This window comes from Pseudomonas sp. RV120224-01b, from assembly GCF_003208145.1.
In the GTDB taxonomy this organism is placed as follows: Bacteria; Pseudomonadota; Gammaproteobacteria; order Pseudomonadales; family Pseudomonadaceae; genus Aquipseudomonas; species Aquipseudomonas monteilii.
Window position 1 is genome coordinate 70,903 of record NZ_QKMQ01000015.1, and the last position, 21,673, is coordinate 92,575.

General features: G+C 63.2%; 16 protein-coding genes. 7 read left to right on the top strand and 9 right to left on the bottom strand.

Going from position 1 to position 21,673, the window contains the following annotated elements; genetic code table 11:
* Positions 1-530: 530 nt before the first annotated feature.
* The 4 genes from N436_RS20960 (at position 531) to N436_RS20975 (ending at position 5,887) form a co-directional block, all read left to right on the top strand.
* Positions 531-2,267: a type I secretion system permease/ATPase gene (locus N436_RS20960; protein ID WP_105946784.1), complete on the top strand. Its 1,737-nt coding sequence runs from the start codon at positions 531-533 to the stop codon at positions 2,265-2,267.
* A 6-nt stretch (positions 2,268-2,273) separates the two neighbouring features.
* The gene (locus N436_RS20965) at positions 2,274-3,614 is read left to right on the top strand and encodes an HlyD family type I secretion periplasmic adaptor subunit (protein WP_110741865.1); all 1,341 of its coding nucleotides are present in this window, start codon (positions 2,274-2,276) and stop codon (positions 3,612-3,614) included.
* A 1-nt stretch (position 3,615) separates the two neighbouring features.
* On the top strand, positions 3,616-4,944 hold the full coding sequence (locus N436_RS20970; protein WP_110741866.1) for a TolC family outer membrane protein: 1,329 nt from the start codon (positions 3,616-3,618) through the stop codon (positions 4,942-4,944).
* A 79-nt stretch (positions 4,945-5,023) separates the two neighbouring features.
* On the top strand, positions 5,024-5,887 hold the full coding sequence (locus N436_RS20975) for a sensor domain-containing diguanylate cyclase (protein WP_105946781.1): 864 nt from the start codon (positions 5,024-5,026) through the stop codon (positions 5,885-5,887).
* A gap of 32 nt (positions 5,888-5,919) precedes the next feature.
* Here N436_RS20975 and N436_RS20980 read toward each other — a convergent pair whose 3' ends face one another.
* The 3 genes from N436_RS20980 to N436_RS20990 form a co-directional block, all read right to left on the bottom strand.
* Positions 5,920-8,346, bottom strand: a complete 2,427-nt coding sequence (locus tag N436_RS20980) for a TonB-dependent receptor (protein ID WP_110741867.1) — start codon at positions 8,344-8,346, stop codon at positions 5,920-5,922.
* Positions 8,347-8,451: 105 nt separating this feature from the next.
* Positions 8,452-9,435 (bottom strand): FecR domain-containing protein, encoded by a 984-nt coding sequence (locus tag N436_RS20985; RefSeq protein WP_110741868.1) that lies wholly within the window; start codon positions 9,433-9,435, stop codon positions 8,452-8,454.
* The gene (locus N436_RS20990; protein WP_110741869.1) at positions 9,436-9,948 is read right to left on the bottom strand and encodes a sigma-70 family RNA polymerase sigma factor; all 513 of its coding nucleotides are present in this window, start codon (positions 9,946-9,948) and stop codon (positions 9,436-9,438) included.
* A 90-nt stretch (positions 9,949-10,038) separates the two neighbouring features.
* Between N436_RS20990 and N436_RS20995 the strand changes: the two genes are divergently transcribed.
* Positions 10,039-10,707, top strand: a complete 669-nt coding sequence (locus N436_RS20995; RefSeq protein ID WP_110741870.1) for a bifunctional 2-polyprenyl-6-hydroxyphenol methylase/3-demethylubiquinol 3-O-methyltransferase UbiG — start codon at positions 10,039-10,041, stop codon at positions 10,705-10,707.
* A 28-nt stretch (positions 10,708-10,735) separates the two neighbouring features.
* Here the strand turns inward: N436_RS20995 and quiC are convergent, their stop codons facing one another.
* The gene (gene quiC / locus N436_RS21000) at positions 10,736-12,643 is read right to left on the bottom strand and encodes a 3-dehydroshikimate dehydratase QuiC (RefSeq protein ID WP_105946776.1); all 1,908 of its coding nucleotides are present in this window, start codon (positions 12,641-12,643) and stop codon (positions 10,736-10,738) included.
* A 287-nt stretch (positions 12,644-12,930) separates the two neighbouring features.
* On the opposite strand from quiC, the gene N436_RS21005 reads away from it, so the two are divergent.
* Positions 12,931-14,304 (top strand): MFS transporter, encoded by a 1,374-nt coding sequence (locus N436_RS21005; RefSeq protein WP_105946775.1) that lies wholly within the window; start codon positions 12,931-12,933, stop codon positions 14,302-14,304.
* Between the two features lie 35 nt (positions 14,305-14,339).
* Here the strand turns inward: N436_RS21005 and N436_RS21010 are convergent, their stop codons facing one another.
* From N436_RS21010 to N436_RS21030, 5 genes are all read right to left on the bottom strand, one after another.
* Positions 14,340-15,752, bottom strand: coding sequence for a DOPA decarboxylase (locus N436_RS21010; protein WP_105946774.1), 1,413 nt, complete (start codon positions 15,750-15,752; stop codon positions 14,340-14,342).
* An 81-nt stretch (positions 15,753-15,833) separates the two neighbouring features.
* Positions 15,834-16,778, bottom strand: a complete 945-nt coding sequence (locus tag N436_RS21015) for a LysR family transcriptional regulator (protein WP_105946773.1) — start codon at positions 16,776-16,778, stop codon at positions 15,834-15,836.
* Between the two features lie 144 nt (positions 16,779-16,922).
* Positions 16,923-17,633 carry a YebC/PmpR family DNA-binding transcriptional regulator gene (locus tag N436_RS21020; RefSeq protein ID WP_019097814.1) on the bottom strand — a complete coding sequence of 237 codons (711 nt, stop codon included), beginning with the start codon at positions 17,631-17,633 and terminating at the stop codon, positions 16,923-16,925.
* Positions 17,634-17,730: 97 nt separating this feature from the next.
* Positions 17,731-19,122, bottom strand: a complete 1,392-nt coding sequence (locus N436_RS21025) for an FAD-dependent oxidoreductase (RefSeq protein ID WP_110741871.1) — start codon at positions 19,120-19,122, stop codon at positions 17,731-17,733.
* A 14-nt stretch (positions 19,123-19,136) separates the two neighbouring features.
* The gene (locus N436_RS21030; RefSeq protein ID WP_019097816.1) at positions 19,137-20,453 is read right to left on the bottom strand and encodes an MFS transporter; all 1,317 of its coding nucleotides are present in this window, start codon (positions 20,451-20,453) and stop codon (positions 19,137-19,139) included.
* Positions 20,454-20,696: 243 nt separating this feature from the next.
* On the opposite strand from N436_RS21030, the gene N436_RS21035 reads away from it, so the two are divergent.
* Positions 20,697-21,566, top strand: a complete 870-nt coding sequence (locus N436_RS21035; RefSeq protein WP_025752728.1) for a LysR substrate-binding domain-containing protein — start codon at positions 20,697-20,699, stop codon at positions 21,564-21,566.
* The last annotated feature ends 107 nt before the right edge of the window (positions 21,567-21,673 follow it).

Here is a 21,673-nt window from a genome sequence, read left to right on the forward strand (position 1 = left end):
GATCATTCAAGAGAAATCACAGGGCAACAGGGTCCTTCCCGCGCCCAGTCAGTGTTGACGTGCGCAGTATCTGGTTCTTTTTTAAGGGCTCGGCAGCTCAACGCTGTTGTGTTGGCGCCCCAGCCTCATTTCTCGAAAGCCGGCCCCACCGCTCCGGGAGGGCCTGTTAATCGTGCGATACAGGTGTAACGCACGTGCATCGACCCCAGCTTGCACAGGGCCCGAATACTTCAGACTAAAGTCGTAGGGCAAAAGCTTGTCAATATCCCGTCAAAAAAATCGTTCGATGATGATAATGCGATGCAACTAGCTGTTTTTCTGGTACTTATGAAAAGTTCAAAGTATTTATAGAGCAAAATGATATTACTGAATGTTTCGTTGCAACCTACGCTCCAGCATGTGGGAGCAACGCAGCGTTTTGGACTATTCGCCATAAGAGCGACCCGCCTGCGAGCCGACCAAGAAGCCACAACTACCGTTGTACGGGGCGCCGCAAGGGCTTCCCGACTTGTAACGAAGGGAGGCCCCCGATGCCTAAGCCACCACGCACCCGCTCCGAGCTGGCCGACGTGCTCTTTCGCTTGCGCCGCAGCTTCTATGCCTTGGCCGCCTTCAGCGGCGTGATAAACGTCATGATGTTGACGCCAGCTATTTATATGCTGCAGGTGTACGACCGCGCGCTGGTCAGCCGCAACGTCACCACCCTGGGCATGCTCACGCTGCTGGTGGTCGGGTTGTTCCTGTTGATGTCGGCACTGGAGATGACCCGTACCCGCGTGCTGATCCGGGTGGGCAACTGCCTGGACATGGACCTCAACCGGCGCATCTTCAGCGCCGCGTTCGAGCGCAACCTGAGCCGCGCCGGCGGCAACCCGGCCCAGGCCCTGCAGGACCTGGCGCAAGTGCGGCAGTTTCTGACCGGCAATGGTTTGTTCGCCTTTTTCGATGCGCCGTGGACGCCGATCTACCTGGTGGTCTGCTACCTGATCCACCCTTGGCTCGGGCTGGTCACGATGATTGGCTCGCTGATCCTGGTGGGCCTGGCCTACCTCACGGAGAAGGCTACGCAAAAGCCACTGGCCGAAGCCAATCAGGCCGCCATGTCGTCGGCCAGCTACGCCAACAACAACCTGCGCAACGCCGAAGTGATCGAGGCCATGGGCATGCTGCCGTCAATCGGCAAGCGCTGGTACCAAGGGCACTTGCGCATCCTGCAGATGCAGACCCTGGCCTCCGACCGCGCGGCGCTGATCAGCAGCACCGGGCGTTTCGTGCGCATCACCTTGCAGTCGTTGATCCTCGGTACCGGTGCGTTGCTGGCAATAGAGGGCAAGATCACCCCCGGCATGATGATCGCGTGTTCGATCCTGACCGGCCGCGCCTTAGGCCCGGTGGAGCAGGTGATTGCCTCCTGGAAGCAGTTGCTCGGTTGCCGCTTGGCCTGGGGCCGGCTCAACGACCTGCTGCAAGACTATCCGCAGCGGCCACCGAGCATGTCGCTGCAGCGGCCGATGGGCATGCTGGCCGTGGAAAACGTGATCGCCGGTGCCCCCGGCACCACCACCAGCATCGTGCGCGGGGTCAGCTTCAGCCTGGTGCCGGGTGAAAGCTTAGGCATCATCGGCCCTTCGGCTTCGGGCAAGTCTACCCTCGCCCGCCTGCTGGTGGGTGTGTGGCCGGCGCAGGCCGGCAAGGTGCGCCTGGATGGTGCAGACATCTTCACCTGGAACAAGGCCGAACTCGGCCCTTGGCTGGGCTACCTGCCGCAAGACGTGGAGCTGTTCGAGGGCACCATCGCCGAAAACATCGCACGCTTTGCCGAAGTGGACAGTGACGCGGTGATCCGCGCTGCCCGCAGCAGCGGCGTACACGACATGATCCTGCACTTCCCGCAGGGCTACGACACGCGCCTGGCCGCCGACGGCACGCCGCTGTCCGGCGGCCAGAAGCAGCGTATCGCCCTGGCCCGCGCCCTGTATGGCGAGCCCAACCTGGTGGTGCTGGACGAACCCAACGCCAACCTCGATGACGTCGGCGAGAAGGCCCTGGTGGATGCGCTGGCCGAGTTGAAGGCGCGCGGCGCCACGGTGATCCTGATTTCCCATCGGCCCAATGTGCTGTGCGCCGTGGACAAGATACTGATGCTGCGCGACGGCGCTGTGCACATGCTCGGCAGCCGCGACGAAGTGTTCGCGGCGCTGCGCAAGGCTGCCGTGATTCCAGCGGCCGGTGCGGCACCGCTGGCTTCGGTCAAAGTAAGGGAGTAGCCGATCATGCAGATGACTCAACACGCTGAATTGATCCCCGCCGAAGCCAAGAACCTGATCGACCTGGATGCGGCCCGGCCAGTACGCTGGGGCGTATGGATGGTGATTGCCGGCTTTGGCGGTTTCCTGCTGTGGTCTTGCCTGGCACCACTGGACGCAGGTGTGGTGGCCACCGGCACGGTGAAGGTCACCAGCAACCGCAAGGCGGTACAGCACCTGACCGGCGGCACGGTCGAGGCGATCCTGGTGCGCGAAGGCGATCTGGTAAAGAAAGGCCAGGAAGTGGTGCGGCTCGACGCCCTGCGCGCGGTCGCTGAACAAGGCGCGCTCAGCGCCCAGTACATCGTCAGCAAAACAGTGGAAAACCGCCTGGAAGCCGAACGCGACGGCCACGACACGGTCACCTTCGACCCTGCCCTGCTCCAGCACTACGCCAATGACCCGCGCTTGCTGGCCGCCATGGACTTGCAACAGCGCCTGCTCGACACCCGCCGCGCCGGCCTGGCAGGTGAGCTGAGCATCCTTGAGGAAAACCTCACCGCTTCGGCGGTGCAGCTCAAGGGCCTGCAGCAGGTGTACGGTGCCCGCGCCTCGCAGATCGGCTTCCTCAACCAGGAACTGCAAGGCACCCGGGTGCTGGCCGCCGAAGGTTACGTACCGCGCAACCGCCTGCTGGAGCTGGAGCGCAGCAATGCCGACCTGTCCGCCGGCCAGGCAGAAAACCTCAACAACATCGCCCGGGCACGCAGCCAGGCCACCGAGATCAAGCTGCGTATCCTGCAGCGCCAGCACGACTACCTGAAGGAAGTGGAATCGCAACTGACCGACACCGCCAAGGAAAACACCACCCTCGCCGACCGTTTGCGTGCACTGGACTACGAAGTGACCCATACGGTGATCCGCTCGCCGATCGATGGCATGGTCCAGGGCCTGAGCATTGCCACGGTCGGCGGCATCATCCAGCCCGGTGCCAAGATCATGGAGGTGGTGCCACTCGACCAGCCCCTGCAAGTAGACGCGATGATCCCGGTGCAGGCCATCGACAAGATGGTGCCAGGCCTGGACGTGGACATCGCCTTCCCGGCCTTCAACCACGCACAGACGCCGAACATTCCGGGGCGGGTGAAAACCATTTCCGCCGACCGCCTGCTCGACGAAGAAAGCAAGCAGCCGTTCTACCTGGCCCAGGTGGAAGTGACGCCCGCCGGCATGGGCCTGCTGGGCAGCAACCATATCCGCCCCGGCATGCCCGCCACCGTCACCATCAAGACCGGCGAGCGCAACCTGCTCAGCTACTTGCTCAAACCCATGCTCGAACGCGTCGACGCCGCGTTCAAGGAGCAATGACATGAAACGCCCGTGCCTGATGTTGTGCCTGCTGGGGGTTGCCGTACAGGCCAGTGCCATGGACCTGAAGCAAGCCTGGGACCTGTTGCAGTACCAGGGCCCGATCTACCAGGCCGCCGTGCATGAGAAACAGGCCGGCAGCGAAAACCGCGCCATCGGCGAAGCCGGCTTGCTGCCACAGATCAACGCTTCGGCCTATTTCAACAGGGTCAATGGCAGCCAGCGCCAGAATGGCCAGGACAACGACCTGGACTATGACTCCAAAGGTGCCAACGTGCGCCTGCGCCAACCATTGTTCAACAAACAGAAGATGGCCGAGTACCGCCAGGGCCAGCAGCGGGCCGACTACAGCGTGGCGGTGTTCGATGCCAAGAGCCAGGACGCCGCCGTACGCCTGGCCGACGCCTACTTCGACGTGCTGCTGGCCAGCGAAACCATCACCCTGGCCAAAGCCAAGCTGAACGCTTTCGAAGAGCAACTGGCTTCGGCGAAGCGGCGCAAGGAACTGGGCGCTGGCACCATCACCGATGTCGACGAGTCGGTCGCTCGCCGTGACCTGGCCGAGGCCGACCTGATCGACGCCCAGGACAACCTGGTCAATACCCGGCGCAAGCTGGAGGAGTACATTGGTGAAACCCCACAGTCGCTGACCACCTTGCAGCCAGGCTTCAGTACACCGCCGCTGATGCCAGGCAACCTGCAGGACTGGCTGGTCAAGGCCCAGGCAGACAGCCCGTTGATTCATGCACGCCGGCACAGCTACGAGCTGGCCGAAGAAGAAGTGAAACGTGCCCGCGCCGGGCACTACCCGACCCTGGATTTCGTGGCCGGCTACACCGCCGGCAGCAGCCAGTCGATTTCCGAGATCAACCAGCGCAACCACTACAGCTCGATCGGGCTGGAGCTGAACATTCCGCTGTACAGCGGTGGCAGCACCAGCGCCCTCACCCGCCAGGCCAGCGCCAACAGCTCCAAGGCCCTGGACGAGCTGGACGCCACGCGCCAGGAGGTGATTTCCGACACCACCCGCGAGTACCGCGGTGTGCAGAGTGGCGCCTTGCGCATTCAGGCGCTGGAAAAAGCCGTGGCTTCCAACGAGCGCTCGCTGACCTCCACCCGCAAGGGCTTCAAGGAAGGCGGTACCAGCACCAACTCGGATGTACTCAATGCCGAAGAGTTGCTGTACGACGCCCGTCACGACCTGTTCGAGGCGAAGCTGAACTACCTGATGTCGCGGCTGCGGCTGGCCTCGTCGGTGGGTAGCCTGGGCGATGACGACATCGAGCAGATCAACAATTACCTGGGGCCGGAACTGATGGTTAGCAATTGATCGGAGCACACACGGTAGCGGTGGCCGGTTTATTGGCGTCAGGCTATGATCGGTCACCCTTCCGCGGACACCCTGCCCCATGCCCGTAGACCTGCAAGCGTTATACCCCAGGCTGATCCACCTGATGCTGGACACCGTGTTCGTGGTCGACAGGGACAACCAGATCGTCTTCGTCAGCGATGCCTGCGAAGCGCTGCTGGGTTACCAGGCCCGCGAGCTGATCGGCACACCGATCACCGACTACATGCACCCGGACGACCTGGCCATCACCCGCGCGTCGATTGTAAGGGTGATGAACGGGCAGCCCCATTACGACTTCCGCAACCGCTATGTGCGCAAGGATGGCGGGATCGTGCATATCCTGTGGGCAGCCAGCTGGTCCGATGAGGCGCAAGCACGCATCGGTGTGGCGCGGGATGTGACGGCACTGCACCAGGCAGAAGAAGAGCTGCGCTTTCTGGCCCATCACGACCCGCTGACCCGGCTGGCCAACCGGGCCATGTTCAACGAACGGCTCGACAATGCCCTTGCCGCAGCCCGGCGACACAGCCGTCCGTTGGCGCTGCTGTTTCTCGATATCAATGACTTCAAGGACATCAACGATAACCACGGGCACAGCGTGGGCGACCGGGTACTGTGCACCCTGGCCCGGCGCCTGGAGCGCTGCGTGGGCGCGGGCGACACGGTAGCGCGCATGGGCGGTGACGAGTTCACCGTCCTGTTGACCGACTGCCCGTCGCCGGAAGCCATTGCCGAACACATGGCGAATATACTGGCGGCCATGGCCGAACCGCTCGGCGCAGACATGCCGGATATCGACACACCCTCCTGCAGCATTGGCCTGGCCTGTTTCCCGCAGGACGGCCACGATGCCGACATGCTGTTGCGTCATGCCGACGGGGATATGTACCGGGTCAAGCGAAAACACACTGCAACCGGGTGACGATACCCCCTGCCCTCTGTCCGGCCTCTGCCTCAGAAGTCGACAGTAGCCGACAGCTGCAACGCTCTCGGGTAACCCGGCGATATCGCGCCGTACGATGCCACACCCGACCAGTACTCACGGTCGAACACGTTCTGTACTGTCGCCCGGAACGTTGTAGGGCGGCCATCGATCCGGGTGGCGTAGCGCGCACCGATGTCAAACCGAGTCCAGGCGTCAAGTTCCTGGGTGTTGGCTTGGTCAACGTACTGGCTGCCCGTGTGGATAGCGCCACCGGTCAGCGTGACACCTTCAGCCCATGGGGTGTCCCACTCAGCCCACAGGTTGGCCTGCACATCGGGTACACCTACTGCCTCGTTGCCCTTGTTGGCGGCCGTGGCCGAATCGGTCAGCTTGCCGTCCAGCACGGTAACGCCACCCAGCAGGCGGGTGCCCGGCGCGATTTCCCCGAACATGCTCAGTTCGATACCGCGGTTACGCTGCTCTGCCTCGACCGAGAAGCGGCCGTCAGTGCCCAACTCACCACTGGGTTTTTCTATCTGGAATACCGCCAGCGTGGTCATGAACGTGTTGTGCTCGTACTTCACGCCCAGTTCTTGCTGCTTGGTCGTGTAGGGCGCAAACGCATCGCCGACGTTGGTTGCCCCGGCCGGTGCGTTATCGCCTTTGCTCAGGCCTTCAACATAGTTGTAGTACAGCGAGACGTTTTCCCACGGTTTGACCACTACACCTACGACGGGTGTGGTTGCACTTTCGTTGTAGTGCTTGGCTGAAGCGGTCGGCAAGTAGTTGCGCGATTCGACTTCCTGCCGGCGCACGCCCAGCGTCAATTGCACGCGGTCGTCGAGGACCGCCAAGGTGTCGGTCAGGGCAACGCCAGACAGCTCGGCCTCAGACACCCGGCTCACCTTCGGTGCAGCGATGTATTGCTTGGGCACATCAACCGGGTGGTAGATGTTCGAAAGGATTGGCGTGCCATTATTGATGCCGCGTGACAACTCATCCTGATAGCGAGTGGCCATGGCCGTAACCGTGTGATTGACCGGTCCGGTTTCAAACAGCGTACGCAGCCCCACATCGGCCGTGGAACGATCGACGTTGAACTTGTAGTAACCGGGGGTATTGCTGGTGTCGCCTGCCGCATTGAGAACTCTGGGTACCTGGTCGGACATCCGCGCCACATCCGCCCTGCCGCCACCTGCGTGGGCAAACACCGTCAGTGAGTCGCTGATGTCATATTCACCGCCCAGCAACGCTGATTGCTCGCGGGTTTTCGACCACCCCCAGTCCTGTGGCAGGTTGGTGCGACCGCTGGCGGCGGAGGGCACGCCGAAACCTGGGGCCACGGTGAAGGGGCGTGAAGCGGCATCCCAGCGCTCCTCCTGGCTGATGAAGTCGAGGTTCAGACGCAAGCGCTCACCTTGATAGTCCAGGGCGATGGCGCCGATGTCCAACGCACGCTGCTGGTCATCGATAGCCGTATCGCCTTGGGCCAGGCTGCCATTGAAACGCACGCCCCACTGCCGCTGATCGCCGAAACGGCGGCTGATGTCGAGGTGGCCACCCACCTGCGTGTCAGAGCTGTAGCTGGCGGTGACACGCGTCAAATTCTCGGCAAGTGCACGCTTGGGCACGATGTTGATGACGCCACCGACGCCGCTGTTCGGGGAGATACCGTACATCAAGGCACCCGGCCCCTTCAGCACTTCGACCCGCTCGGCATATTCGGTGAACACCCTGTAGTTGGGGGCTACGCCGTACACGCCATCGAAGGCCAGTTCGCCCAGGTTGCCCTCACCCACCGGGAAGCCGCGAATGAAGAACGAGTCGACGATGCCGCCCGTTTGCCCGGTAGAACGCACGGACGGATCACGCTCAAGGGCGTCAGCCACGGTCACCGTCTGCAAGTCGGCAAGGGTTTTTGCGGTGTAGCTGGTGACGTTGAACGGCGTATCCATCACATCCTTGTTGCCAAGCATGCCAAGCCGGCCGCCGCGAGCCACCTGCCCCCCTGCGTAAGCTTCAGGCAGTGTTTCGTGGCGCATGCTGTTGGCATCGATGGTGGTGGCGGCCAGTGTGAGGCCTTCTCCACCGCTTGCCTGACGAGCGAGTTGGTAACTGCCGTTGCTCAATTCCACCAACTCAAGGCCACTGCCGGCAAGCAAGCGGGTCATACCGTCGCGCGCCGAATAGGCACCGCTCAGCCCGGGGCTGTGCAGGCCCTCTGTCAACGCTGGTTCAAACGACAACGCTACCCCCGAGGCCAGCGCGAAACTGGACAATGCCCGCCCCAAAGGGCCCGGGGCAATTTCGTAGGTGCGGATGGTCACGCTATCCAGGGGTTGCGCGACGGCGGGCAAAAGGTAACCGGCCCCTGTCACCAGAACGGCACCGAAGAGTGTGTTGCGCACCGCTACAGCTAACGCACGCTCACGAAATGGACGACTTGCAACAGGCATGACAGGCGGGTCCTTCTGGCTGGGAATGGAAGTGTTCATTCCTGTTGCCAGCCGAGACTGAAAAAAGTATCACCCGGACAGCAGTTTTTTTCCGCGCCTTACATTTCAGGACTCTGCAGGATAAAGCAGGGTCCAGTAGCCATTCATGTGCGCGGACACCCGCAACGCATAGGTCGACTCCAGCATGCTCAGGCTGCGCGGGGTGTCGCTGACCGGAAAGGCCCCCGAAATGCGCAGGTCGGCAATGCGCGGATCGCAGCGAATGAAGCCGCGCTGGTAGCGCGTCAGCTCGGCAGCAAAATCAGCCAGCCGCATGTTGTCTGCCAGCAGCATGCCTTCGGTCCAGGCCGTCGCGCTGCTATCAACCGGCATCGGCCTGCCAACCGCATGAGCGTTGAAATCGGCACGTTCACCGGCCTGCACTACGGTGGCTGCATGGGCTGTTGCACGGGAAGGCTCAATCCGGATGGCCCCCTCGATAACGGCCAGGTAGGTACGCCCATCCCGTTCTCGCACGCTGAACCGTGTACCCAGCGCTTGCATGCGCCCTTCCCGTGTGCCCACCCGCAGAGGGCGCGCGGGCACTACGATATCGGGTGCTGTCTGCACCAGGATTTCGCCACGAAGCAGCTGAATGAAGCGCTCGTCGGCATCGAAGCGAACGTCGATTGCCGAGTCGGTATTGAGGAAAATCTGCGTGCCATCAGCCAGCGCAAGCTGACGGCACTCGCCTATGCCCGAGCGATAATCGGCAGCCCAGCCTTGTCTGTCGGTCAGCGTCCAGCCGGCCCACCCTGCCGGGAGCACGGCCAACAGCAACGCCAATCGGCTGATCATCGCGCGACGGCCAGGGTCGGTCGGGCGGTCGAGCGCAGACATCGACAGCGCCGGGGGCAAGCCATCCAGCTTGCCCATCAGCCGCTCGGCACGTTGCCAGGCCTGCGCCCGCTCAGGGCTGCTGTTGCGCCAGGCCTGCCAGTCGGCCCTTTGCGCATCGGTGACATCACCGGCGCTCAAGGTCATCAACCACTCGGCCGCCTCTTCAAGCACCTCGGGGGCCGCCGACGTGACACGCTGGACATCAGCCATTCAGTCGACCAGCCTCAGACACTGGAGAAATGCCTGTTTCATGTAACGCTTGATGGTGATGAGCGACACGCCTAGCTGCTCGGCAATGGCTTCGTACTTCATGCCGCCCAGCTGGGACAGCAGAAACGCGCGCCTGACCAATGGCGGCAAGGTGTCGAGCATGGCGTCTATTTCGTGGAGGGTTTCCAGAATCAGCAAGCGGGACTCAGGCGAAGGCACCTCAGGCGCTGGCAGGTGCTCAAGCGCCTTGAGGTAGGCGCGCTCCAGAGACTTGCGCTGGCACCAGTTGGCAAGGATGCCCCCTGCAACACAGCTCAGGAAGGCGCGCGGTTCATCGAACACCACCGTTTTCGAGGCCAGGATACGTGCGAAGGTATCCTGAACCAGGTCAGCCGCATCGACTGCATTGCCCAGGCGCCTGCGAAGTTTGGCATGCAGCCAGCCTTGGTGGCCGTTGTAGAGTGCCTCTACATTGCGCAGGTGATTGTCGGAACCAGGTAGCACGTCGCTCATGGGGGCGATTCTGTTTGCGCAAGTGAGAATTGTTTTCAATATTAAGGTAGCGTTTCAAGACAACGCAAGTTCAACCACCAGGACACCACCATGCCTGACCCTGAAAGCACCCTGCTCGACAGTTGGCAGCACAACGCGCAAGCCTGGATTGAAGCCGTGCGCAGCGGCGCCATCGAAAGCCGCCGCCAGGTCACCGACCAGGCGATCCTGCTGGCCATTCTTGGCCGCCAGCCCGAACGGGTGCTGGACCTGGGCTGCGGTGAGGGCTGGCTGCTGCGCGTACTGGGTGATCGCGGGATCGAAGCCGTGGGCGTCGACGGTGACAGGACATTGGTGGATGCCGCGCGGGCTGCGGGCTCGGCCGAGGTGCACCTGGCCAGCTATGCGCAGTTGGCCGAGGACCACGTCTACGTAGGCAAAGGCTATGACCTGATCTGCGCCAATTTTGCGTTGTTGCACCAGGACATCATTCCGCTGCTGGCGGCAACGCACAACCTACTGGTGCCTGGCGGTGCGCTGGTGATCCAGACGCTGCACCCTTGGAGCATGGCGGGTGGTGACTATCAGGATGGCTGGCGGGAGGAGTCATTTGCCGGCTTCACCGGGGATTGGCAGCCAATGCCCTGGTATTTCCGTACCTTGGCCAGTTGGCTGAATGCGCTGGACATGGCAGGGTTGCGATTAGTCAGCCTGCAGGAGCCGCAGCACCCGCAGAGTGCGGTGCCGCAGTCCTTATTGATGGTGGCTGAGCGCCCTTGAGACGCTCAAGCCCCACACAGCTCAAGCTTCAGAGCACCGGCTTGCGCACCGCCCCGCTGCGGGCTTTGGCCATGGCCGCCAGGCGCACTGCCACGTTGGCCGCGCCGTAACCGGCATAGCCACCCTTGCGCTGGATGATCTCGAAGAAGAAGCGCTCCTCGAACGGTTCGGTGTACACGTGGAACAGCTCGCCGCCCTGGGCATCGCGGTCGTACAGCACGTTGTAATACGCCAGCTCGCTGAGGAACTCGTCGTCGAAATCGAAGCGTGCTGCCAGGTCGTCGTAGTAGTTCAGCGGGATTTCCAGCAACGGCACACCGGCCAGCTTGGCGCGCGCCACTTCGCGGAAGATATCATCACAATCGAAGGCGATGTGATGCACGCCCGAACCGCGGTAGCTGGACAACGCATGGGCGATGGCGGTGTTGCGGTTTTCCGAAATGTTCAGCGGCAGGCGCAAGGTGCCGCACTGGCTACGTAGCGCGCGGCTCTTGACCAGGCCGTACGGGTCGGGCAGCACCACTTCGTCATCAGCGGCGAAATCGAACAGGCTCTTGTAGAACAGGACCCAGCTGTCCAGCGACTCGGCCGGCAAGGCCAGGGCCATATGGTCGATGCGGCGCAGGCCACCAGTGGCGGTGGCGTTCTTGTCCAGGCTGAAATCGGTATCGTACAGGGTCTGGCCGGCAGTGCCCTGTTCTACCAGGTACAGCAGGCTGCCATCCGGCGCACGCACCGCCGGTACTTCACATTCGTTAGGGCCGACCAAGCCCCGGAACGGCTGGCCACGGTAGGCAGTCGCGCGCTTCAGGGCTGCCTGCTGGTCCTTGACCCGCAGCGCGGTGGCGCACAGCGACGGGCCGTGGGCCTCGAAGAAGTTGTGGCCGAAGGAATACGGTTCGGCGTTCAACACAATGTTGATATCGCCCTGGCGCAGCAACTGCACTTCTTTGCTGCGGTGTTTGCCGGCTTCGGCAAAACCCAGGCGTTTCAGCCAGCTGGCCAGACGCGCGCCAACGGCTTCGTCAACCGCGAATTCAAGGAACTCCACACCGTCATAGGTGCTCGCCGCTGGCGGGGTGAACAGCACGCCAGGTTCGATCGGCGTGTTTTCCTGCTCCAGGCGCAGGCGGGTCTGCTCTTCGAGGTACAACAGCGAGCGCAGGCCATCAGCGGCATTTTGCCGTGGCGGCGCAGCGCGGAACCCATCGTTGAAGATTTCCAGCGATAGCGGGCCACGGTAACCGGTGGCGAGGATCGGCGCCAGAAAACCGGCCATGTCCATTTCACCCTGCCCCGGGAAGCAGCGGAAGTGGCGGCTCCACTCCAGCACATCCATGGCCAGAATCGGCGCGTCGGCCATCTGCACGAAGAAGATCTTGTCGCCGGGGATGTCGCGGATCGCGCTGGGGTCGCCCTTCAGGGACAAGGTATGGAAACTGTCGAGGATCACCCCGAGGGCCGGGTGGTCGGCCTGGCGCACCAGGTTCCACACTTGCTGGTAGGTGTTGACGTGGCGGCCCCAGGCCAGCGCTTCGTAACCAATGCGCAGGCCGCGCTTGCCGGCGTGCTCGGCCAGCAGGCGCAGGTCATCGACCAGCAACTGTTCTTCGCCCAGGGCATCGGCCTGGACGTTGCTGCACACCAGCACCAGGTCGGTGCCCAGCTCCTGCATCAGGTCGAACTTGCGTTCAGCGCGGTCGAGGTTTTTCTGCAGGCGGTCGCGGCGACAGCCTTCAAAGTCGCGAAACGGCTGGAACAGGGTAATGGCAATGCCAAGATCAGCGCACATCTGGCGCACCTGGCGCGGGCTGCCGGCGTAATAGAGCAGGTCGTTTTCGAAGATCTCGACGCCGTCAAAACCGGCGGCGGCGATGGCTTCGAGCTTTTCCGGCAGGGTGCCGCTCAAGGACACGGTAGCGATCGAACGCTGCATGGCGGGAGTTCCTTGTTGTTAGAAAATGACGGTGCCAGTCAGGTAAAAACCACTGTCACAGTTTATGGCACGATCGATTATTCGCAGGTAAAGTCGCCGCTTCAATCTCTTTGTACGGAATGGTTAGTTTTGCGTTCGATTATCGCACAAAACCCAATTTAGCGAATTGCTAGACCGCAGCCCCAGGGTCAACATGACACCCAGACGCAGACACACCGACCACTGCCTCCTGCCTTGGCGAACGTATGGCGGAACCTGCGCAAACAACAATAACAACGGAGACAACGATGGCTCACTCCAGCTCGCAAGCCAAAAAAGCGACCGCCAGTGGATGGATAGGCTCGGCACTCGAGTACTACGACTTCTTCATCTACGCCCAGGCCGCTGCGCTGATTTTCCCGCAGATCTTCTTCCCCAATACCGACCCGAAAATGGCCATCATTGCCTCGTTGGCCACGTACGGTGTGGGCTACCTGGCGCGCCCGGTCGGCGCCTTCGTACTGGGCCACTGGGGTGACACTCGCGGGCGCAAGAACGTCCTGCTGCTGTGCATGTTCCTGATGGGCCTGTCGACCATGGCCGTCGGCCTGCTGCCCACCTACCACGACATCGGTTACCTCGCACCGGCCTTGCTGGTGGTGCTGCGCCTGATCCAGGGCTTTGCCGTGGCCGGGGAAATCTCCGGTGCCAGTTCCATGATCATGGAGCACGCGCCATTCGGCCGAAGAGGCTATTACGCCAGCTTTACCCTGCAAGGCGTGCAGGCTGGCCAGGTACTGGCAGCGGCGGTGTTCCTGCCACTGGCCTACTTCATGCCTAGCGAAGCCTTCACCGAATGGGGCTGGCGCATTCCGTTCCTGATGAGCGCCATTGTGCTGATTGCCGGTTTCATCATCCGTAAGGAAGTGCACGAAACCCCGGCGTTCGTGAAGGAAGAGAAGCAGGACAAGGTTGCCAAATCGCCCATCAGCGAGGCCTTCCGCCACAGCTGGAAGCACATGGTGCTGGTGATGTTCATGGCCCTGATGAACGTGATCCCGGTGGTGGCCACCATCTTCGGTGCGGCCTACGCGGTGCAGCCGGCCTATGGCATCGGCTTCGACAAGAGCGTGTACCTGTGGATCCCGGTAGTCGGCAACATCGTCGCGGTGCTGGTGATTCCGTTCGTGGGTAACCTGTCGGACAAGATCGGCCGTCGCCCGACCATGATCGCCGGTTGCCTGGGCTCTGGCCTGCTGGCGTTCGTCTACCTGTATGCAATCAGCATCCAGAACGTGCCATTGGCATTCACCGCCTCGATCGTGATGTGGGGCATGGTCTACCAGGGCTATAACGCGGTGTTCCCAAGCTTCTACCCAGAGCTGTTCCACACCCGCTACCGCGTTTCGGCCATGGCCATCGCACAGAACATCGGCACCATGCTGACCGCCATGCTGCCGGCGCTGTTCGCCCTGGTCGCACCGCCTGGCTCGGACAACATCCCGCTGGTGGTGGGTAGCCTGGCGTTCTTCATTACCTGCGTGTGCGCCCTGGCGGCCTACATTGCACCTGAAACCCATCGCCTGGCGATGGAAGACCTCGGTAACCCGGACGCCAAGCCGATGGAAAAGGATGCTTACGAGGCTAGCCGTAAAGGCAGCTTTCAGGCAGTGAGCCACTGACAGATGGCCGGGGCCGCGTTGCGGCCCCGGCACTTTCAACCTTCAACCACTTCCTGCAAGCGCGCCCACAGTCGCTCGACATCCCCTCGCTCAGTCGGCAGGGCACCAATCGAAACCCGCACCATCCACCGCCCATCCAGTGTCGCTGGCGTCACATAGGCATCGCCAGAAGCATTCAGCCGGTCGGCCCACCCCTTGGTATGCGCATCCAGTGCCTCCCCCTCCAGCCCCGCCGGTCGATGGCGAATGCACAGGGTCTGCAACTGCACCGGTGCCAACACCTCCCACTCAGCCGCCGCCCCAACCTGCTCCGCCAGCCATCGGGCATTGTCCAGATCGCGCCGCAACCGCGCCTGCAATGCGTCAACGCCCTCGCTGCGCAGCATGAACCACAGTTTCAACGCGCGGAACCGCCGGCCCAGCGGGATGCCCCAGTCACGCAGGTTCTTCACCTCGCCATCCACCGCCGATTGCAGGTAGCTGGGGTTGGTGCTCATCACCCGAATCAGGTGCTGCGGATCGCGCACGTAATAGATCGAGCAATCGAAGGCCACACCCAGCCACTTGTGCGCGTTGACCACCACCGAATCGGCCAGCTCGATGCCATCCCACATCCAGCGGCACTCAGGCAGGATCATCGCGGAACCGGCCATGGCCGAGTCCACATGCAGCCACAAGCCATGGGCCTGGGCGATTTCACCGATCGGGCGCAGCGGGTCAAGGGCGGTGGTGGTCGTGGTGCCAGTGGTGGCCACAACCGCGCAAGGTTGGTTGCCTGCAGCCAGGTCCTGCTCGATCGACACCCGCAAGGCCTCTGGACGCAAGGCGTAATGTTCGTCTGTGGGGATGAGGCGGATATTGTCGCGGCCAAAACCCGCCAGCAGCGCGGCCTTGTCTACCGAGCTGTGGGCATGGGCACTGACATACACGATCAAAGGCCTGGCTTCGGCCTGCAGGCCGCCGCGTACCAAGGCGTAGTCGGTGGCGCGTTCACGGGCACTGATCAGCGCCACCAGGGTGCTGGTCGACGCGGTGTCCTGGATCACCCCGCTCCACTGGCCAGACAGGCCCAGCAGCTGACGCAGCCAGTCGAGGGTGGTTTCTTCCAGCTCGCTCAGTGCCGGGCTGGATTGCCAAGACAGGCCAAGCACGCCCAAGCCGGTGCTGAGGAAATCGCCCAATACGGAAGACAGGGTGCCATTGGAGGGGAAGTAGCCGTAGAAGTCCGGGTGCTGCCAATGGGACAGGCCGGGCATGACCAGCTGGTTGACGTCATCGAGGATGGCCTCGAAGGGTTCGCCCTGCTGGGGGGCGGTTTCAGGCAAAGCAGCCTTGAGGTAGCCGGGCTCGACCTGAGCCATGACCGGGCGTTCGCCGACGGTCTGGCGGTAGTCGGCGATCAGGTCGATCAGTTGGTGGCCGTACTGGCGGAATTGTTCGGGGGTCACGTGGGGGCTCCTGTGATTTTTCCACTGCCCCCAGTCTAGGCACCTGTGCCAAAGCGAATAACCCCGCCTTGCGCATACCTGCTATGGCAAACCCGCATGCCCACCCTGCACGCCAAACTGCGACTGTCGCCACAGCTCGAACACCCGGTTGCGCAACCAGCGGTGCTCGGCCGAGGCCTGCAGGCGCTGGTGCCACACCACCCAGTAGCGCTGGCTGTGGTCGATGAAACCCAGCGGCCGCCAGGCCAGATCATGCAAGCGGCACAGTTGCCGGGCAATGTGCTCGGGCACGGTCGCCACGGCCTGGCTGTTGGCGATCACCTGCACAGTGGCGGAGAAAAACGGCACTTCCAGGCTGACCCGCCGCTGCAAGCCTTGGGCGCGCAGGTGGCGGTCGATGAAGCTGTCCTTGTCGCCGCCGCCGGAAATACGTACATGCTTGTGCGCCAGGTAATCACCCTGGCTGAGTGCGACATGGGCAGCTAGCGGGTGGTCACGACGCATCAGGCACACGGCGCGGTCCTCGCCCAGCAGACGCCCGTGCAGGTTGGGCGGTGACTCGTCGAACAGGGTGGTGGCCAGGTCAATCTCGCCGCTGGCCAGCAAGGCGTACTGGCCGGCCTGCCAGGTACGGTACTCCAGCGATACGCCCGGTGCTTCACGCTCCAGCGCGGCCACCAGCAGCGGCAGCATGTGCTCGGCCACGTAGTCCGAAGCAGCCAGGCAGAAACGCCGCTCGCAGCGTGCCGGGTCGAACACGGCGGGCTGACGCAGAGCCTGTAGTTCTTCGAGAACCTGGCGCAGGGGTTCGACAAGGGCTTCGGCGTGTTCGCTCAATACGTAGCCACGGCCCTGGCGTACCAGCAGCGGATCGTCGAAAGCTTCGCGAAGGTGGGCCAGCTGGCGGCTCAGGGCCGACTGGCTGACGCCCAGGCGCTCGGCGGCGTGGCTGAGGTTTTTCAGCTGTAGCAGGTGGTCGAGGGTGCGCAGGTGGGCGAGGCTGAGGGAGGCGAAGGTGGGGTTCATGCAGGCTCCCTTCTAGTGAATCGACTGGCCCAATCGCCGGCAAGCCAGCTCCCACAGGTACAGCACAACCTTGAAGGTTTGTGCTGTACCTGTGGGAGCTGGCTTGCCGGCGATTGGGCCGCAAAGCGGCCCCGGAAAAGCAGATCAGTCAGTCAGACCAACGTACACGTTCTGCACGTCATCGTTCTCGTCGATCGCCTCGAGGAACGCTTCCACCTCAGCCAATGCGTCAGCGCTCAGGCTGGCCGCACTCACCGGGTTTTTCGGGGTGTAGCCAATCTTCGCCGAGGTCACGGTAAAGCCATGCTCCGGCAGGGCCTTCTGTACCGCGTCCAGGTCGGTGGTGTCGGTAATGAACAGGGTCGAACCCTCTTCTTCACCTTCCTCGAAATCCTGGGCGCCGGCTTCGATGGCTGCCATTTCCGGGTCGGCGTCGCCTTCCGGCGTGGCTTCGATCAGGCCGACGTGGTTGAAGTCCCAGGCCACCGAACCACTGGCACCCAGCTGGCCCTTGCGGAACAGTACGCGGATTTGCGCGACGGTACGGTTGACGTTGTCGGTCAGGCACTCGACGATCAGTGGCACCTGGTGCGGTGCAAAGCCTTCGTAGCTGACGGCGTGGTACTGCACGGCATCACCGTCCAGGCCCGCGCCCTTGCGAATCGCACGCTCCAGGGTCTCGCGGGTCATCGAGGCCTTTTTGGCTTGCACGATGGCCAGGCGCAGGCGCGGGTTCATGTCAGGATCGGCGCCCGACTTGGCCGCGATCTGGATTTCCTTGGACAGCTTGCCCATGACCTTGCCTTTGGCATTGGCCGCTGTTTCTCTATGTTTGGCTTTCCACTGTGCGCCCATGTCGACTCTCTTGTTTCAGCGGCCGGTTCAGGAAGCGACCGGCCAAAAGTGGGTGCATTTTATACGCCCTCACGCATGGGATCGACAAGAAATCTCATCAGCCTTTATCGGCCTTGCCTGCTGCCGCGGCAAACCGCGCCAGACGCACATCCAGCCGTCGTGGCCGCATGCCGAGGTCTTCGGCGCGCTCCTTGCGGCGGATGGCATTGCGCACCATCAGCGAACCCAGGTAACGCACCGGCTCGGGCGGGAACAGCCCCAGCGGCCCCTTGACGAGCGGCGAACGGGTCCATGGGTTATCCAGCCCCAGCGCCAGCGACGACAGAATCTGCCCGCCCATGTGGCACGGCCCAACGCCACTGCCGGAATAGCCAAAGCCATAGAACACGTTGCCCTGCCCGTCCAGCCGGCCAAAAAACGGCAAGCCGGTCACCGAGCGGTCCGACGGCCCGTTCCAGCTGGCCGCCAGCGGCACTTCGGCCAAGGCCGGGAAAAACCCGCCCAGGCTTTCGCGCAGCAGCGGCCGGTATGGCGACGGCTGGTCGAACACCGGCAGCATGCGCCCGCCATAGGCAAAGGTATTGCCGCCTTTGCCAAGCATCAGCCGGCCATCGGAGGTGTTGTGGTAGTAGTGCACGAAAATGCGCGAGTCGAGCACGCTGATGCCACTGTCCAGGCCAATCTCGCGCAACAGCTCGGGGCACGGCTCGGTAATTACCATGTCGCTGGAAACGATCGCCACGCTGCGCTCGAACTGCGGGAAAGCCCGCGCCATCCAGGCATTCAGGCCCAGCACCACGCGGTCGGCGCGCACCGTGCCATGGGCCGTGCGCACCTGCACCGGGGCGCCGTGTTCCAGGCCACTCATGGCCGTGCCTTCATGAATGCGCACGCCGCGCTGTAACGCCACCCGGCGTAGGCCACGCACCAGCTTGCCCGGCTGCACCGTGGCGGCAGCTGGCGAGAACCAGCCCTCCAGGTGCCGTGCCGAACCCGCCAGACGCCGGACTTGGTCCAGCGGCAGGCGGCGAAACGAGTTGATGCCCTTCTGCTCCAGCGCCGCGATCACTGCATCGGTGGCGCCGACCTGAGCGGCGTTGGTGGCGGTGTACAACGTGCCATCCAGGCGGTAGTCGCAGTCGATGCCGTTGGCCGCGCAGAACGTACCGATATCACCGATGCTGCGTTCCGACTCGCGCACCAGGCGCACCGCCTCGGCCACCCCGAACAGGCGTTCGAGGGTGAAGTACTTGGCCGACCAGGACAATGCGCAACCGCCGTTGCGGCCACTGGCGCCGGCGCCGCAGATATCGGCTTCGATCAGCACGACATCCAGCGCCGGCACCGCTTCCTTGAGCATCAGCGCCGTCCACAGGCCGGTGTAGCCGCCGCCGACGATGCACACATCGCAACGGGTATCGCCTTGCAGCGGTGGGCACACCGCCTCCTGCGCCGAATCCAGGGCCTGTTGCAGCCAGAAGGGTCTCATTCGCTCGCTTTCCTTTAGGTACGCAGTGGCTTGATTGCCATGCTGGTATTCGGTGCCACGTCAGCGCTTTGCGGGGTGCTGGCCGGGCGGCTGTTCCAGTGCGGCAGCAGCACCAGCGCCGAGAACAACGCGCAGCCGGCGAACACGATAAACACCGTGACGCCATCGAAGTACCCCGGCAGCAGCCCACCCAGCACCGCCCCCACCGAACCACAGCCGTTGACGAAGCCCGCTGCAGTCGCACCGGCCTTGGCGGTGCCGAAGTCGATGGCCGCCGCGCCGCTGATCATCGAATCTGGCCCGTACAGGGTCAGGCCCATGACGAACAGCAACGCCACCACCAGCATCACGCTACCGGTGTGCATGGCCGCCATGAAGGCCGCCAGGGTCACCGTCAGCAACACCAGGCTGATCACGCAAGCCGGCATGCGGCGGGCGCCGAACAGTTTGTCGGAGGCCAGGCCAATGATGATCGGGCCCAGCAGCCCGGCCAGTTCGAAGGCGGTCGGGATGATTGCCGCACCCACCTTGCCCACCGAAGGCATCTGCTCGAAGACGATCACCGGCCCCCACAGCAAGATGGCGTAGCGCGCGGGCTTGAGCAGGAAGTACGCCAGGCCTAGCGTCAGCACGGTGCGGTTGCGCAGGATCTCTTTCAGCGGCGCCCACACACTGCACAGGTTGCCGGCCGGGGCCATGCTCTGCGGCTCGGGCTCTACCGCCGGCAGGCCGACATCTTCAGGTTTGTTGCGCTGCAGGATGAAGAACAGCACGGCCACCAGCGCCACCACGGCGGCACTGGAGAAGAACGCCGCGTGCCAGGTGCCGACCAGTGTGTAGGCCCACCAACCCGCGAACGGCGAAGCCACCAGGCCGCCGAAGGCATAGCAGGAACTCCACAACCCCAGTACCCGCCCGCGCTGCGAAGCCGGGAAGAAGCTGCCGATGTTCTTGCACAACCCGGCCCAGCCGGTGGACTGCGCCAGGCCCTGCACCAGCATGCAGGTGGCAAAGATCGGGAAGGTGGCGTAACTGCCCATCACCACCGCCGCCACGGCGGAAATCAGCAACCCGCCCAGCACCACCACCCGTGGGCCAAAACGGTCGGCGAGCATGCCCCAGGTGAACTGGCCCACGGCATAAGCGGCCAGGTAGATGGCGTCGAGGTTGGCCATGGCGGCTTTGTCGAGCATGAAGTTGGGGTCTTCGGCGATGCCCAGCTTGGCCACCGAGAAGGCTTTGCGGGTGAAGTAGAAGGCGGCGTAGGCCAGCCAGGTGATGGCGAAAATCTGGATGCGCCAGCGTTTGAACGCGGCTAGTGATTGATTCATGTACGTCTGACCTCTTGCTCAAGTGTGCCGGCAGAATGTGAAGAAACGCCTGTCTTGTTCTTGTGTTACGCACAGCGATGACGAGGCTGTCATCGGGTCAGATGGCACCGTGTGGGCACCATGGCCCTGGCGGCATTCGTGGTGCCAGCGTCGGGCTGACATGCATGGAAACAGTTGCGCTAAGATAAATAAAATCGATTTATCGTATTTCACACATAAGCTCAGCTTGTTACTGAGGTGGTCATGTCGGTTTCCCACGCACAACTCAAGGCCTTTCATGCGGTGGCCGTGCACGGCAGCTTTACCCGCGCAGCGGAAAAGCTGTTTCTTACCCAGCCTGCGGTGTCGGACCAGGTGCGCAAGCTGGAGGAACGCTTCGGCGTTTTGCTGTTCCACCGCAACAAGCGTTCGGTGCAGTTGACCGACCTCGGTGAACGCTTGCTGGGCATCAGCCAGCGCCTGTTCGCCTGCGAAGCCGAGGCCCATGACCTGCTGCAGGATTCGCGTGCCCTGCACACCGGCAGCCTGGTGCTGGCGGTGGATGCGCCGGTGCACGTGCTGCCGCAGATCGCCCGCTTCTGCCAGCGCTACCCGGGCATCCAGGTGAAGATCGAGACCGGCAACACCGATGAGTCGCTGGCCCGGCTGTTCAGCTACCAGGCCGACCTGGCGCTGCTAGGCCGGGATGTGGACGATGAGCGGCTGCATTGCCTGCCGCTGCGCCGCGACCCGATGGTGGCGTTCGTTTCCCACCACCACCCCTGGGCCAGCCGTGGTTCGATCAGCCTGGCCGACCTGGACGACACACCGCTGGTGCTGCGCGAGCCTGGCTCGGTGACGCGCCAGACCCTGGAAGAAGAAATGCAGCGGGCCGGGCTGCGGATTCGCCCGGCGATCCAGGTGGAAGGCCGCGAGGCGGCGCGGGAAGCGGTGGTGGTGGGGATTGGCGTGGGGGTGGTGTCGGCGGCAGAGTTTGGCGCCGATGCGCGGGTGTGTGCGCTGCCGATTGTGGATTGCCAACGGCATTTGACCGAGACGCTGGTTTGCCTTAGCGAACAGCGCACGCGACGGGTGGTGGCGACCTTTTTGCAAATGGTCGAGGAAGGGATGTAAACCTGTGCCGGCCTCTTCGCGGGCTTGCCCGCTCCCACAGGTACTGCACAGCATTCAAAACCTGCGGTGATCCTGTGGGAGCGGGCAAGCCCGCGAAGAGGCCGGCA